Origin of the sequence: Streptomyces vulcanius, from assembly GCF_042653945.1 — a bacterium.
GTDB classification, from domain to species: domain Bacteria; phylum Actinomycetota; class Actinomycetes; order Streptomycetales; family Streptomycetaceae; genus Streptomyces; species Streptomyces mangrovi.
Genome location: NZ_JBHSFK010000025.1, coordinates 93,459 through 107,767, shown reverse-complemented (window position 1 = coordinate 107,767; position 14,309 = coordinate 93,459). Strand labels below are relative to the sequence as shown.

At 70.5% G+C, this 14,309-nt stretch carries 13 protein-coding genes; 6 read left to right on the top strand and 7 right to left on the bottom strand.

Annotated features, from left to right (window positions below; translation table 11 throughout):
- Positions 1-115 precede the first annotated feature (115 nt).
- Positions 116-2,791 carry a cellulose binding domain-containing protein gene (locus ACFPIH_RS33095; protein WP_381180764.1) on the top strand — a complete coding sequence of 892 codons (2,676 nt, stop codon included), beginning with the start codon at positions 116-118 and terminating at the stop codon, positions 2,789-2,791.
- A 48-nt stretch (positions 2,792-2,839) separates the two neighbouring features.
- Here the strand turns inward: ACFPIH_RS33095 and ACFPIH_RS33090 are convergent, their stop codons facing one another.
- Positions 2,840-4,711, bottom strand: a complete 1,872-nt coding sequence (locus ACFPIH_RS33090) for a rhamnogalacturonan lyase (protein WP_381180766.1) — start codon at positions 4,709-4,711, stop codon at positions 2,840-2,842.
- Positions 4,712-4,750: 39 nt separating this feature from the next.
- Positions 4,751-5,707, bottom strand: coding sequence for a helix-turn-helix transcriptional regulator (locus ACFPIH_RS33085; RefSeq protein ID WP_381180768.1), 957 nt, complete (start codon positions 5,705-5,707; stop codon positions 4,751-4,753).
- A 40-nt stretch (positions 5,708-5,747) separates the two neighbouring features.
- On the opposite strand from ACFPIH_RS33085, the gene ACFPIH_RS33080 reads away from it, so the two are divergent.
- Both ACFPIH_RS33080 and ACFPIH_RS33075 read left to right on the top strand, forming a co-directional pair.
- Positions 5,748-6,227, top strand: coding sequence for a hypothetical protein (locus ACFPIH_RS33080; RefSeq protein WP_381180769.1), 480 nt, complete (start codon positions 5,748-5,750; stop codon positions 6,225-6,227).
- Positions 6,224-6,718 (top strand): hypothetical protein, encoded by a 495-nt coding sequence (locus ACFPIH_RS33075; protein WP_381180771.1) that lies wholly within the window; start codon positions 6,224-6,226, stop codon positions 6,716-6,718. Before ACFPIH_RS33080 ends, ACFPIH_RS33075 begins: the two co-directional genes overlap by 4 nt.
- Here ACFPIH_RS33075 and ACFPIH_RS33070 read toward each other — a convergent pair.
- Positions 6,660-7,430: a class I SAM-dependent methyltransferase gene (locus tag ACFPIH_RS33070; RefSeq protein WP_381180773.1), complete on the bottom strand. Its 771-nt coding sequence runs from the start codon at positions 7,428-7,430 to the stop codon at positions 6,660-6,662. The two genes, ACFPIH_RS33075 and ACFPIH_RS33070, sit on opposite strands and share 59 nt — an antisense overlap.
- Before the next feature lie 37 nt (positions 7,431-7,467).
- Positions 7,468-7,773: a 4a-hydroxytetrahydrobiopterin dehydratase gene (locus ACFPIH_RS33065; protein ID WP_381180775.1), complete on the bottom strand. Its 306-nt coding sequence runs from the start codon at positions 7,771-7,773 to the stop codon at positions 7,468-7,470.
- A 164-nt stretch (positions 7,774-7,937) separates the two neighbouring features.
- On the opposite strand from ACFPIH_RS33065, the gene ACFPIH_RS33060 reads away from it, so the two are divergent.
- The 3 genes from ACFPIH_RS33060 to ACFPIH_RS33050 all read left to right on the top strand — a co-directional run bounded on the left by ACFPIH_RS33060 (position 7,938) and on the right by ACFPIH_RS33050 (position 10,771).
- Entirely contained in the window at positions 7,938-8,804 is an 867-nt protein-coding gene (locus ACFPIH_RS33060; RefSeq protein WP_381180777.1) for a helix-turn-helix domain-containing protein, read from the top strand.
- 244 nt (positions 8,805-9,048) lie between these two features.
- On the top strand, positions 9,049-9,912 hold the full coding sequence (locus ACFPIH_RS33055) for a helix-turn-helix domain-containing protein (protein ID WP_381180779.1): 864 nt from the start codon (positions 9,049-9,051) through the stop codon (positions 9,910-9,912).
- A 55-nt stretch (positions 9,913-9,967) separates the two neighbouring features.
- Positions 9,968-10,771, top strand: a complete 804-nt coding sequence (locus tag ACFPIH_RS33050; protein ID WP_381180781.1) for an SAM-dependent methyltransferase — start codon at positions 9,968-9,970, stop codon at positions 10,769-10,771.
- Positions 10,772-10,946: 175 nt separating this feature from the next.
- On the opposite strand, the gene dnaK is transcribed toward ACFPIH_RS33050, so the two are convergent.
- The 3 genes from dnaK to ACFPIH_RS33035 form a co-directional block, all read right to left on the bottom strand.
- A complete protein-coding gene (gene dnaK, locus ACFPIH_RS33045; RefSeq protein ID WP_381180783.1) occupies positions 10,947-12,857 on the bottom strand; it encodes a molecular chaperone DnaK in 1,911 nt (636 codons plus the stop codon).
- Positions 12,858-13,022: 165 nt separating this feature from the next.
- Entirely contained in the window at positions 13,023-13,784 is a 762-nt protein-coding gene (locus ACFPIH_RS33040) for a glycerophosphodiester phosphodiesterase family protein (RefSeq protein WP_381180785.1), read from the bottom strand.
- A gap of 56 nt (positions 13,785-13,840) precedes the next feature.
- Positions 13,841-14,266, bottom strand: coding sequence for an OsmC family protein (locus ACFPIH_RS33035; RefSeq protein WP_381180787.1), 426 nt, complete (start codon positions 14,264-14,266; stop codon positions 13,841-13,843).
- Positions 14,267-14,309 lie beyond the last annotated feature (43 nt).

The window sequence follows — 14,309 nt, the reverse complement described above, 5'->3', positions numbered from 1 at the left end:
CTAAGGCTTCGCGTACCGCGCCGGGCGGCCCCTTCCCGCATGGGGGCCGCCCGGTAGTCGCACGTCTCGCACTCCCCCCACCCGCACACATGGCTCCGCGAGGAAGGACCCCACCGTGCGAAGAACCCGCATCCTCACGGTCGTACTGGCGCTGGCCGCCGGTCTGGTCGCGGGCAGCCCGCCCGCGCTGGCCGCGGACGGCAGCGCCCCGAAGGCAACCCTGGCCGCCGAGTCGTACACCTGGAAGAACGCCCGGATCGACGGCGGCGGCTTCGTGCCGGGCATCGTCTTCAACCGCAAGGAGAAGAACCTCGCCTACGCGCGCACGGACATCGGCGGGGCGTACCGCTGGCAGGAGTCGAGCAGGACGTGGACTCCGCTGCTGGACTCGGTCGGCTGGGCCGACTGGGGGCACACGGGCGTGGTGAGCCTGGCCTCCGACTCCGTCGACCCGAACAAGGTGTACACGGCGGTCGGCACGTACACCAACAGCTGGGATCCCGGGAACGGGGCCGTCCTCAGGTCCGGTGACCGGGGCGCGAGCTGGCAGAAGACGGATCTGCCGTTCAAACTGGGCGGCAACATGCCCGGCCGGGGCATGGGCGAGCGGCTCGCGGTCGACCCGAACCGCAACAGCGTGCTGTATCTGGGCGCGCCGAGCGGGAAGGGTCTGTGGCGGTCGACGGACTCGGGGGTCACCTGGTCGCAGGTGACGAACTTCCCGAATGTCGGCAACTACGTACAGGATCCCAGCGACACCAGCGGGTATGCGAGCGACAACCAGGGGATCGTCTGGGTCACCTTCGACGAGTCGACCGGCACGTCCGGCACGGCGACGAGGACGATCTACGTCGGGGTCGCGGACAAGGACAACGCCGTGTACCGGTCGACGGACGCGGGCGCGACCTGGTCGCGGCTGGCGGGACAGCCAACGGGATATCTGGCGCACAAGGGTGTACTGGATACGGTCAACGGCTATCTGTACATCGCATACAGCGACAAGGGTGGTCCGTACGACGGCGGCAAGGGCCGGCTGTGGCGGTACGCGACAGCGAACGGCACCTGGACGGACATCAGCCCGGTGGCGGAGGCCGACACCTACTACGGCTTCAGCGGGCTGACGGTCGACCGACAGAAGCCGGGCACCGTCATGGCCACGGCATACAGTTCCTGGTGGCCCGACACCCAGATCTTCCGTTCGACGGACAGCGGCGGCACCTGGACGAAGGCATGGGACTACACGTCGTATCCCAACCGTTCGAACCGGTTCACCATGGATGTGTCGTCGTCCCCGTGGCTGACCTGGGGTGCCAATCCGTCGCCACCCGAGCAGACGCCCAAACTCGGCTGGATGACCGAGGCGTTGGAGATCGACCCGTTCAACTCCAGCCGGATGATGTACGGAACGGGCGCGACGATCTACGGCACGGAGAACCTGGCCAACTGGGACAGCGGCGGCCAGTTCACCGTCAGGCCGATGGTGCAGGGGCTGGAGGAGACGGCGGTCAACGACCTCGCCTCGCCCCCGACCGGCGCACCGCTGCTCAGCGCGCTCGGTGACATCGGCGGCTTCCGGCACACGGACCTGACGAAGGTTCCGCCGATGATGTTCGCCTCGCCGAACTTCACGACGACCACGAGCCTGGACTACGCCGAGACCAACCCGAACACGGTGGTGCGGGTCGGCAATCTGGACTCGGGCCCGCATGTCGCGTTCTCGACGGACAACGGCGCCAACTGGTTCGCGGGGACGGACCCTTCGGGGGTGAGCGGTGGCGGGACGGTCGCCGCGGCGGCGGACGGCAGCCGGTTCGTGTGGAGCCCGGCGGGGACGGGCGTGCAGTACACGACCGGGTTCGGCACGTCGTGGCAGGCGTCGAGCGGAATACCGTCCGGGGCCGCAGTGGAGTCGGACCGGGTCGACCCGAAGACCTTCTACGGCTTCAAGTCCGGCAAATTCTACGTGAGTTCGGACGGCGGGGCGACCTTCACGGCGAGTGCCGCCGGCGGTCTGCCTGCCGGGGACAGCGTGCGCTTCAAGGCACTGCCCGGCACGAAGGGCGATGTGTGGCTGGCCGGCGGGGCGAGCGATGGGGCGTACGGGCTGTGGCACTCCACCGACTCCGGCGCGACCTTCACCAAGTTGTCGACGGTCGAGCAGGCCGACACGATCGGCTTCGGGAAGGCGGCGACGGGGGCCTCGTACCAGACGCTGTACACCAGCGCGAAGATCGCCGGGGTGCGTGGCATCTTCCGCTCCACCGACAAGGGCGCGACCTGGACGCGTGTCAACGACGACGCCCATCAGTGGGGTTGGACGGGCGCGGCGATCACGGGTGATCCGCGGGTCTACGGGCGGGTGTACGTGTCGACGAACGGCCGGGGTGTGATCTACGGCGACACCTCCGACCCGAGCGGCGGCGGCACGGATCCAACGGACCCCACGGATCCCACCGACCCCACTCCGACCGGGGCCTGCGCGGTGACGTACACCATCACCAACCAGTGGTCGGGGGGCTTCCAGGCGGACGTGAGACTCGCCAACACGGGAACGAGCGGGTGGGCCGGCTGGAGCCTCGGCTGGGCCTTCCCCAACGGTCAGGCGATCTCCCAGTTGTGGAACGCCGAGTACACCCAGTCGGGTTCGGCGGTCACGGCGAGGAACGTCGGCTGGAACGCCAACGTCGCGGCGGGTTCGTCCGTGAGCTTCGGCTTCACGGGAAGCTGGTCGGGGTCGAACACGAAACCGACGGCGTTCAGGCTGGGTGAGCAGAGCTGCACGGTGAGCTGACGACCGTGGGTGCGCGCCCCGGGGACCGGGACGCGCACCCACGCCGGCTCAGGGTGTGTAGACCGTCGGCCGTGGTGCCGTCTGCATACCGTTGCCGATGAAGAAGCTCGGGTGCGGCGGTTGATTGTATGCAGTATTTTGCCAGGCGAGTCCGGTCCGGTACATCGTGTCGTGGAGCAGGGTCGTGATCTTCGTGGTCGTCTCGTACGGCGTCGAGTAGATCCTGAGCGCCGTGTTGTCGCTGGTGGGCCAGACGACCTCCTCGCGCCAGTCTCCGAGGATGTCGCCGGACAGGGACGGGGTCGCCTTGGTGCTGTTGTTGGAGTGGACGTTCGAGCCGGTCAGCAGGCGGGTGTCGGAAGACGTGCCGTACTTGTCGATGTGGGTGCCGTCCAGGAGTTCGCGGACGGTGTCGCCGTCCCACCAGGACAGGAAGTTGACGGAGGACGGTTCGCGGCCCTTGGTCGCCCCGGCCTCGTCGCGGATGGCGGAGTCGGAGGCGGACCAGACCTCGGCGCCGTCGTTGCCCGCCCAGATGTCGCCGGCGACCCCGCGGCCGTTGTCGCAGCAGGCGGCCAGGGACCAGTTGACCGTGCCGTTGGCCGGGTTGATGTACAGCTCCGCCGGTTGTGAGGTGGACTCGGAGACCTTGAAGTACTCCAGGCCCGCGTGTGAGGGGTCGAGGTCGCCGAGGTGCTGGGCGTCGCCGTGGCCGGTCTTCGTCGTCCACAGGCCGGAGCCGTTGTCGTCGACCGCCATCGCACCGTAGACGATCTCGTCCTTGCCGTCGCCGTCGACGTCCCCGACGGAGAGGCTGTGCGAGCCCTGGCCGTCGTAGCCCTTGCCGCTGTTGGTGGAGGAGTTGGTGTCGAAGGTCCAGCGGCGGGTGAAGGTGCCGCCGCGCCAGTCCCAGGCCGCGATCACGGTGCGCGTGTAGTAGCCGCGCGCCATGATCAGGGAGGGGCGGGCGCCGTCGAGGTAGGCGGTTGCGGCGAGGAAGCGGTCGACACGGTTGCCGTAGGAGTCGCCCCAGGAGGAGACGGTGCCGCGGGCCGGGACGTAGTCGACGCTCTGCATCGCCCGGCCGGTCTGGCCGTTGAACATGGTCAGGTACTCGGGGCCGGACAGGACGTAGCCGCTGGAGTTGCGGTAGTCGGCGGAGGAGTTGCCGATCACCGTGCCCGCTCCGTCGACCGTGCTGTCGGCCGTCTTCGCGGCGACCTCGGCCTTGCCGTCGCCGTCGTAGTCGTACACCTGGAACTGGGTGTAGTGCGCGCCCGAGCGGATGTTGCGGCCGAGGTCGATGCGCCACAGACGGGTGCCGTCCAGCCGTATACCGTCGACGATCGTGTTTCCGGTGTAGCCGGACTGGGAGTTGTCCTTGGCGTTGGTCGGCTGCCACTTGAGGACGAGGTCCAGGGCGCCGTCGCCGTCGAGGTCGCCGACGGAGGCGTCGTTGGCCTCGTAGGTGTAGGCGACGCCGTCGGGGGTGGTGCCGCCGGCGGGTGGGCTGAGGGGAACGTCCTTGTATCCGGTGCGCAGTTGGACTGCGTGGACGGAGTCGGCCTGTTCGACGCCGTTGACGATCGCGCGGACGGTGTAGTCGGCCTGGGAGGGGGCGCCGGAGTGGAAGTAGTTGGTGGAGCCGGTGACCGGAGTGGAGTTGACCTTGGTGCCGGCCCGGTAGACGTTGAAGGAGACGTCGTTCGGGTCGGTGCCGAGCCAGCGCCAGCTGACCAGGTTGCCGCTGTCGGTGTGGACGCTGACCACGCCCCGGTCGAGGGCCTCGGCCTGGCGGGCCGTGGCGGCCTGGGCCGTGCCGGTGCCGAGCGCGGTCAGGCCGGCGGCGACGAGAGCGGTCGCCGCGGTGAGCGCCGAGAGGAGGGCTCGGCGTCGGCGGTGCTTGTGCGGGTGCTGCACGGGACGAACCTCCAGAGAGGACGGACGGGTTCCGCACCGTCAGTCGCCGCCGAGATCCGCCGAGTTGCCGTATCTTTCGGCCAGTTCGGCCGCCGTTCGGGCGATCCGGCGGCGTAGTTCGACGGGCTCCAGTACCTCGATGTCCGTGCCGAGGCGCAGGAACTCGCCGTGGGCGTGGTCGAGGGACTCGATGGGGACTGTCGCCTGTATCCAGCCGTCGGTATCCGGTGGACCGTCGACCGTCACCGGCCGGCCGAGCGTCACACCGGGCGCCAGCCGCACCACCGCCACCGCCCGGTACAGCCGTTCGTGGAAGCCGCGCTGGTGGGCGGTCCAGTAGGCGGCCAGGTCGAAATCGTCGGGGCGGGTGAACTCCTCTTCGGAAGCGGTGAGTCCGAGGATCTGGTCGACGCGGTAGGTGCGCGGGCCGGGGCCGGCTACGGCATACCAGCGGCCCGCCTTCAGGACCAGGCCGTACGGCTCCAGCCGGCGTCGGACGTCGGTGGGCTCACGCCAGCGACGGTATGCGATATGCAGGACGCGGTTGTTCCATACGGCGTCGGCGACCGCGTGCAGACACGGCACCTCGTCGGCGTCCGCGTACCAGCCGGGGGCGTCCAGGTGGAAGCGGCCGCTGATCCGGTCGGCGTGGGCCCGTAGTTCCGTCGGCAGCGCGGCACGCACCTTGAGCTGGGCGGCGGCCAGGACCGGCCCCAGGCCGAGGGCGGCGGCGGGTCCGGGCACTCCGGCGAGGAAGAGGGCCTCCGCCTCGCCCGCGGTGAGTCCGGTCAGCCGGGTGCGGTAGCCGTCGAGCAGCCGGTAGCCGCCGGCATGGCCCGCGTCGCCGTAGAGCGGGACGCCCGCCGCGCCGAGCGCCTCGACGTCCCGGTAGACGGTGCGCACCGAGACCTCCAGTTCCTCCGCGAGCTGGGCGGCCGTCATCCGGCCCCGGGTCTGGAGCAGGAGGAGGATCGAGACGAGTCGGCTGGACTTCACTGACACAGGATGGCAGTGGAGCGGGCCTAGCGTCCCTTCCATGGCCTTCACGGAGAAACTGCTGACCGTGCCGCCGCCGATCGAGGTGGCCGGGCGGCAGGTCAAGCGCTACCACGTCACCGCTGACCCCGGGGGCATCGCGCCCGAGGTGCAGCGGGCGGCGTACGCGGTCCTGCCGGAACTGCTGCCGGAGCCGGACGGGACCCCGCCGGCGACGTTCGTCGTCCTGCACCGGGGCGGGGACACCGGTGCGTATCTCAACGCGTACAGCTGGGTGTGGGACAACGTGCTGCACTTCCGGTGCGCGGCGGCGGGCCAGCCGGTACTGGGCTGCCCGGACCGCGACCCCACCCGCTTCATCGTCCCGGAACTGCCGTGGATCGGCTGTGTCTGGGAGCTGCCGCCGATCCTGCACGAACGGGACGCCTGGGTACGCCACTTGCTCGCGCCCCAAGTCCCCGATCTGGACGCCTACCTGACCGACAGCCTGCACGAGGGAACCACCGGAGACCGCATATGAGCAGTCCGCACGACTTCGACTTCTTCCACGGCGAGTGGCACGTCCGCAACCGCCGCCGCACCGACTTCCTGGACCCGGACAGCAGTTGGGAGGAGTTCCCCGCCACGAGCGTCTGTCGACCGCTGTTCGACGGCGCCGCCAATATCGACGAGATCGACATGCCGCACCTGGGCTACAAGGGGCTGACACTGCGGCTGTTCGACCCGGCGAGCGGCCGGTGGTCGCTGAACTGGTCCGCCAGCGGCACGGGTCGGCTGTTCCCGCCGGTCGTCGGCCGATTCGTGGGCGGGCGCGGCGAGTTCCACGGCGTCGACACGCACGACGGCAAGGACGTGCGGGTCCGTTTCGTGTGGTCCGGGGTCTCCCCGGAGGCGGCCCGCTGGGAGCAGGCGTTCTCGGTGGACGTCGGGCGGAGCTGGGTGACCAACTGGATCATGGAGTTCGGTCGAACGCCGGTTCAAGCGGTGGCTTCCGGAACGCCCGCAGGGTGAACTGCGGTTCCGGGCGCGGTCGTTCCTGGTCGGGCAGGGCCGCGAGGCGGGCGGCGAAACCGTCGGCCAGGGGGTGACCGGGCGGCAGGGTGACGAACCAGCCGCGGCGCAGGTCGGCGATCGCCCGGCGCGGGCTGCGGCCCTGCCCCCGGCCCGGGAAGCGGGTCTGCCCGGCCGGGACCAGGCCGCAGCCGACGGCGTACGACTCGACGAGCGCCGCGGCGTCGGACGCGGGGCGGGGCGGGCGGGAGGCGAGGACGCCGTCGATGTCGCTGCCCACGTTGTGCGAGGCGCCCTTGTCGACCGTGGTGACGTACACCCCGCCCGGCCGCAGCACCCGCGTGCACTCGGCGACGATCCGCCGCGCGTGCCGGGCGTCGTCGACGAGGTGCAGCAGCCACACGCTGCTCACCGCGTCGAACTCCGCGTCGCGGAAGGGGAGTCGGCGGCCGTCGCCGCGCACGATCGCGCCGGGCAGCCGGGCGGCGGCCTGCCGGACCATCGCGGGTGCCATATCGACGCCGGTCACGCGCAGGCCGTCTCGTCCGGCCGCGAGCCGGCGGGTGACGATACCGGTGCCGCAGGCCACGTCCAGCAGACTGCGCGCCGTCGGCGACAGCAGGCCCAGGATCGCTTCCGCGGCGGCGGCCGCACGTGGTTCGCCGCCGCGCGAGGCGTCGTAGCGTTCGGCTTCCTCGTCGTAGTCAAGCACCCGCGCTCCCCCCCTCCGTCCTCCGTCCGCCGGCGGGTCAGAGCGCCCCGTGTCCGGAGGCCGCGGCCTGCACCCGGCGGGCCAGTTCGACGTCCAGGTCGGTGACGGCGCCGCCCACGCTGTGGGTGTTCACGGCGAGGGAGACCGTGTTGTAACCGAGGGTGAGATCGGAGTGGTGGCCGAGCTCCTCCTGGATCCGTGCGACATGGACGACCAGGGCGGTCGCGGCGAAGTGGGAGGCGAGCCGGTAGGAGCGGGTGAGGCGGTCGCCGTCCAGCGACCAGCCGGGCAGCTCGGTCAGCCGGTCCTCGATCTCCTTCTGCGACAGCGGTTCGACGGCCATGGCCTGACTCCCTTCCTGCTTCCTGGGCGTCCCGTACCTGTCCAGCGTGCCACAGGACAGCGGCGGCGGCCCTGGTCAGAACGTTTTCCGGCACCAAAGAAGGTTTTCCGGCGGCCAGGCCGACAACCGCCGGGCCGCCGCGCCGCTCGGCTACGGTCGTACGCATGACGAGCAGGACCAGCACGACCGGTAGGACAGGTACGACCGGTACGACAGCCGCAGGGAACGGTACGAGCGTCCCCTCCCCCGACCCGGGCGTCGGCCCCCTGCTGCGGGACTGGCGGGAGCGGCGGCGGGTCAGTCAGCTGGAGCTGGCCCTGCGCGCCGGCTCCTCCGCCCGGCACATCAGCTTCGTCGAGACGGGCCGCGCCCGGCCCAGCGAGGAGATGGTGCTGCGGCTCGCCGAACACCTCGACGTGCCCGTTCGGGAGCGCAACGCCCTTCTCCTGGTCGCCGGTTACGCCCCGCACTACCCGGAGACCCCGCTGGACGACCCGGCGCTCGACGCGCTGCGGGCCGGTCTGGAGCGGCTGATCCAGGGCTACGAGCCGTATCCGGCGCTCGTGGTGAACGCGACGTACGACGTCGTGGCGGCCAACCGCGGGATCGCCATGCTGCTGGAGGGTGTCCCGGAGTCCCTCCTGGCCCCGCCGCTCAACGCGATGCGGCTGACCCTGCACCCGCGGGGTCTGGCGCCGCGCATCCGCAACCTGCCCGAGTGGCGCGGGCATCTCTTCGCCCAGATGGAGCGCGAGATCGCCCTGCACCGGTCGGCGCCGCTGCGCGCGCTGTACGACGAGGTCGCCGCGTACCCGGTGCCGGAGGACAGGCACGGCGGCGAACCGGCGGGCCCCGTACCGCACTTCGCGCTGCCGATGCGGATCGAGCACGACGGACGGATCCTGTCGTTCATCTCGTCGATCGCCACGTTCAACACCCCGATGGACGTGACCGTGGCCGAGTTGGCGGTCGAGACGTTCCACCCGGCCGACCCCGAGACAGCCAAGTACCTTCACTCGCATACGAGCTGACAGCCGGTCATCTCCGATCGGCAAGGGCAGGTTCCGGGCCGGAGTGCGCCGGCCCGGAACCCGGTGCCACCACGATCCCGCCAACGGGGCGCCGGGTCGATTACCCAGGACGTAACGGACCAGCGCCCTTTATGCCGGAACTCGATCTTCCGGCGTGGCAAGAACCTCACCGTCGTACCGGTGAGACTACGGCTGGAACATGACACACTGACCGGCGTGCTTCGACACGTAGGGGAGACGTGGCGTGAGTGAGCGACGGCCCGCGCCTACTGTGGGCCAGGTGGTACTCGGCAGACGGCTCCAGGAGCTGCGCGAGGCGGCGGGTCTCGGCCGCGAGGAGGCGGCCCGCGCGCTGCGCGTCGCTCCCGCGACCGTACGGCGCATGGAAATGGCCGAGGTCGCGCTGAAGATCCCGTACGTCCAGGTGCTCCTGGAGGCGTACGGCGTGTCGGACGTGGAGGCCGAGACGTTCGTCGCGCTCGCCGAGGACGCGAACCTGCCCGGCTGGTGGCAGCGCTTCCACGACGTGCTGCCCGAGTGGTTCAGCCTGTATGTGAGCCTGGAGGGCGCGGCCCGGCTGATCCGCAGTTACGAACCGCACTTCGTGCCGGGGCTGCTGCAGACGGAGGGCTACGCCCGGGCCGTCCTGGAGGCCGGGACGGTGGGGCGGACGACCCCCGAGGCGCTGGAGCGGCATGTGTCGCTGCGGCTGGCCCGACAGCAACTGCTCGACGGGCCGAACCCGCCGCACCTGTGGGCGGTGATGGACGAGACGGTGCTGCTGCGCCCGGTGACCGACGACGTCTCCGTGCTGCGCGAACAGCTCGACCGGCTGCTGGAGTTGTCCGAGCGCGACCGGATCACCCTGCAGGTCGCCCGGTTCGCCGACGGCCCGCATCCAGGCACGTCCGCGCCGTTCTCGCTGTTCCGGTTCGCGGAGCCCGAACTGCCCGACATGGTCGTCACCGAGTACCTGACCGGTGCGCTGTACCTCGACTCGCGCAACGAGGTCTCCGCGCATCTGGAGGTCCTCGACCACATGACGACGCACGCCGCTTCCGCGGAAGCCACCAAGAAGATCCTGCGGGACGCCCGCGAAAGCCTCTGAGCACACGGCTCCGCCTCGCCCACCGCCCGCCTCACCCACCGTCCAGGAGACCCGTATGACCGGTTCCGACGCCGAGACCTCGCTGCGCATCGACACCACCCGGCCGCATCCGGCCCGGGTGTACGACTGGTGGCTGGGCGGCAAGGACAACTACCCCGTCGACGAGGAGCTGGCCCGCAGGATCCTCTCCGTGGACGACACGGTGCTGCGCGGGGCGCGCGCCAACCGCCGCTTCATGATCCGCGCGGTGCGCGCCGCCGCCGAGGCCGGGATACGGCAGTTCCTGGACATCGGTACGGGCATCCCCACCGAGCCCAACCTGCACCAGATCGCGCAGGGCGAGGCACCGGAGTCGAAGGTGGTGTACGCGGACAACGACCCGCTCGTGCTGCGGCACGCGCAGGCGCTGCTGCACGGGACGCCCGAGGGATCCACGGAGTACGTGCACGCCGACGTCCGTGACCTGGAGGCGCTGCTCGGGCGGGCGGAGGACTCCCTCGACCTCGCGCGGCCGGTCGCGCTCTCCCTGGTGGCGCTGACCCACTACCTGGACGACGGTGCCTACGAGCTGGTCCGGGAGTACGTGTCGAGGCTCGCCCCCGGCAGCTGGCTGATCCTCTCCCAGGTCACCCCCGACCTCAGCCCGGAGGCCATCGAGAAGGCCGCGAACGCCTTCCGGAACAGCGGTACGCCGTTCTTCCCGCGCGCCCTGTCCGACTTCGGCCGCTTCTTCGAGGGGCTGGAGCTGCTCGGCCCGGGTCTGATCCCCGTGTCGGGCTGGCGGCCGGACCCCGAGGACGTGGCGCTCCAGGCGGAGGGCATCGTGCCGGTGTACGCGGGGGTCGCCCGCAAGGCCTGAGCCGTAGGCCGTATACCGCAACCCGTATCGCGCATGCGATATCCGGTATCCGGTATCCGGTATCCGGTATCCGGTATGCGACATACGATATCCGGCATACGGCATACGGCATACGGCATACGGCAACCGGTCTGCCGCATATCGCATACCGCAACCGCATACCGGCTACGACACGCTAAGCACCCCGCGCCCCGCCCCCCTCCTCGCCCCGATCATCGTCGACGATCTCCGCGTCCACGACCGTCTCGTCGTCCCCCGGCGAGGCATGCTCATCGGCGGAGCCGGCAGAGCCCCCGGAGTAGGCGGCGTCGGCGCCGTCGCCGGTCGGGGGCTGCTGGGCCTGGGCGTACATCGCCTGGCCCATCTGCTGGCTGACGGCGGCGAGCCGGTCGATGCCGGCGCGCAGGGCGGCGGTGTCGGCCTGCTGTTCCAGAAGGGACTTCAGCTCGTCGGCCGCCGCCGACACCTCCGCCCGGGTGTCGGCGGGTACGCGTTCCTCGTTCTCGCGGACGAACTTCTCGGTCTGGTAGACGAGTTGTTCGGCCTGGTTGCGGGTCTCGGCGGCCTCGCGGCGGGTGCGGTCCTCCTCGGCGTACTGCTCGGCGTCGCGCATCATGCGGTCGATGTCGTCCTTGGGCAGCGCGGAGCCGCCGGTGACGGTCATCTTCTGTTCGCGGCCGGTGGCGAGGTCCTTGGCGAAGACGTGCATGATCCCGTTGGCGTCGATGTCGAAGGCGACCTCGATCTGCGGGACCCCGCGCGGGGCGGGCGGCAGACCGGTCAGGTCGAAGACACCGAGCTTCTTGTTGTACGCGGCGATCTCGCGTTCGCCCTGGTAGACCTGGATGCCGACCGAGGGCTGGTTGTCGGTGGCGGTGGTGAAGATCTCCGAACGGCGGGTGGGGATCGTGGTGTTGCGTTCGATGAGCTTGGTCATGATGCCACCCTTGGTCTCGATGCCGAGGGACAGCGGGGTGACGTCGAGGAGCAGGACGTCCTTGACGTCGCCGCGGATGACACCGGCCTGGAGGGCGGCGCCGACGCCCACCACCTCGTCGGGGTTGACGCCCTTGTGCGGGTCCTTGCCGGTCAACTCCCGTACCAGGTCGGTGACCGCGGGCATCCGGGTCGAGCCGCCGACGAGGATGACGTGGTCGACCGCGGACAGCTTGATGCCGGCGTCCTTGACGGCCTGGTGGAAGGGCTGCTTGCAGCGGTCGAGCAAGTCGGCGGTGAGTTCCTGGAACTGAGCGCGCGTCAGTTTCTCCTCCAGGTGGAGGGGGCCCTCGGCGGAGGCGGTGATGTAGGGCAGGTTGATGGTGGTCTCGGAGGACGAGGACAGTTCGATCTTCGCCTTCTCGGCGCCCTCGCGCAGGCGTTGCAGCGCCATCTTGTCCTTGCCGAGTTCGACGCCGTACTGGCCCTTGAACTTCTTGACCAGGTGCTCGACGACCCGCTGGTCCCAGTCGTCGCCGCCGAGGGCGGTGTCGCCGTTGGTGGCCTTGACCTCGATGACGCCGTCGCCGATCTCCAGGAGGGACACGTCGAAGGTGCCGCCGCCGAGGTCGAAGACGAGGACGGTCTGCTCCTCGCCGCGGTCGAGTCCGTAGGCGAGGGCGGCGGCGGTGGGCTCGTTGATGATCCGCAGCACTTTCAGGCCGGCGATCTCCCCGGCCTCCTTGGTGGCCTGCCGCTGGGTGTCGTCGAAGTAGGCGGGCACGGTGATCACCGCGTCGGTGACGTCCTCGCCGAGATAGGCCTCGGCGTCCCGCTTCAGCTTCTGCAGGACCCGGGCGGACAGCTCCTGGGCGCGGTAGCGGGTGCCGTCCACGGAGCCCTGGTCGGGGAAGCGCCAGTCCGGCGCGCCCATGTGCCGTTTGACCGAGCGGGCGGTGCGGTCGACGTTGGTGACGGCCTGCCGCTTGGCGACCTCGCCGACGAGCACGTCGCCGTTCTTGGCGAAGGCCACCACCGAGGGGGTGGTCCTGGCCCCTTCCGCGTTGGCGATGACCGTGGGTTCGCCGCCTTCCAGTACGGCCACCACCGAGTTCGTGGTTCCGAGATCGATCCCGACCGGACGTCCCATCGCAGTCCCCTTCCGCAGGGAGCCTTCCGCGCCGCGGCCCAAAGGCCATCAGACCACCGGACCACCGTGGCCACCGGGCCACCGTGACCACCGGGTCACCGGGCCACCGGACTTTCAGGCCACCGGACCCCCAGGTATCCAGCACAAATCTTGAGCGGGTTTCTGTCAATGGGGCGCAGGAGGCGGGGCCGGTTCGGCGCGCAGCTGCACCGCCCGCCGGGGCCGGTCGGTGATCAGTACGTCGACGCGTGCGTCGGCGAGGAATCTGCGCAGTCCTGCGTCGTCGTTGACCGTCCAGATCATGGTGAACAGCCGGTGCCGGGCCGCCCGGCGCAGTACGCCGGCCCGGGCGAGCAGCTGGTGCACGGCCACTCCGTGCGCCCCGCAGGCGTGCAGCCGCCGCAGGGGGAACAGCTCGCCGGCCCGTGTCCCGGCCAGCCGTGCCGTGCCCACCTCCCGGCGGTCGCGGCCCAGCGACAGGGCGGTGCGTACACCGGGGAAGGCGCGGGTGATCGCGGCGACGGAACGGTCTTCCAGGCTGGTGGCGACGAGGCCGTCCCGGCCTAGCAGGGCTACAGCCCGGTCGATCACCTCGTGCTCGTAACCGGCTTCCTTCAGGTCCAGGTGTCCGACGAGTTTCCCGGCGACCAGTGCCATCACCTCCTCGACGAGGGGGACGGCGTATCCGGCGCGGCGGCACAGTTCGGCGTGGGTGATCCGGTGCAGCAAGGGTCCGGTGGGCCCGCCGGCGCGGGGGTCGTGGTGGACGACGAGGGCGCCGTCGGCGGTGCGCCGGATGTCGAACTCGGCGTACTCCGCGCCGGAGGCGAGCGCGTCCTGGTACGCCTGGAGAGTCGCGGCGCCGCACCGCTCGGAGCCGCCGCGGTGCGCGGAGACGGCGGGGCCGGCGAGCGGGGGACGGATCATCGCCCCATCATGGGTGATGATCCGCCCGGATCCCCTCGGTGGCGGGTCGGCCGGAGTCAGGCGAGCTTGGCCGACAGGGTGATCGTGGTGCCCGTGAGGGCGGCGCTGACCGGGCAGTTCTTCTTGGCGTCCTCGGCGGCGGCGAGGAACGCGTCGTTGTCGAGTCCGGGGACGGTGCCCTCGACGGTGAGGTGGATGCCGGTGATGCCCTCACCCGGCTGGAAGGTGACGTCGGCGGAGGTGACGAGCTTGGTGGGCGGGGTGCCCGCGCCGGCCAGGCCGTGCGACAGGGCCATGGAGAAGCAGCTGGAGTGGGCGGCGGCGATCAGCTCCTCGGGGCTGGTCTTGCCGTTCGCCTGCTCGGCGCGCGACGCCCACGACACCGGCTGCTCGCCGATACCGGAGGAGTCGAAGGTGACTACTCCGTTGCCCTGGAGCAGGTTGCCTTCCCAGACGGTGTGTGCGGAGCGCGTGGTGGCCACGGTTGTTCCTTTCGCATGGGTTTCCCGTTGGACGGGTTTCCGT

Excerpts from the sequence above, each read along its gene's own strand:
- ACFPIH_RS33080 (WP_381180769.1), top strand. The coding sequence starts at position 5,748 with ATGGCCTTCACGGAGAAACTGCTGACCGTGCCGCCGCCGATCGAGGTG.
- ACFPIH_RS33075 (WP_381180771.1), top strand. The coding sequence starts at position 6,224 with ATGAGCAGTCCGCACGACTTCGACTTCTTCCACGGCGAGTGGCACGTC.
- ACFPIH_RS33065 (WP_381180775.1), bottom strand. The coding sequence starts at position 7,773 with ATGGCCGTCGAACCGCTGTCGCAGAAGGAGATCGAGGACCGGCTGACC.
- ACFPIH_RS33060 (WP_381180777.1), top strand. The coding sequence starts at position 7,938 with ATGACGAGCAGGACCAGCACGACCGGTAGGACAGGTACGACCGGTACG.
- ACFPIH_RS33050 (WP_381180781.1), top strand. The coding sequence starts at position 9,968 with ATGACCGGTTCCGACGCCGAGACCTCGCTGCGCATCGACACCACCCGG.
- dnaK (WP_381180783.1), bottom strand. The coding sequence starts at position 12,857 with ATGGGACGTCCGGTCGGGATCGATCTCGGAACCACGAACTCGGTGGTG.
- ACFPIH_RS33040 (WP_381180785.1), bottom strand. The coding sequence starts at position 13,784 with ATGATCCGTCCCCCGCTCGCCGGCCCCGCCGTCTCCGCGCACCGCGGC.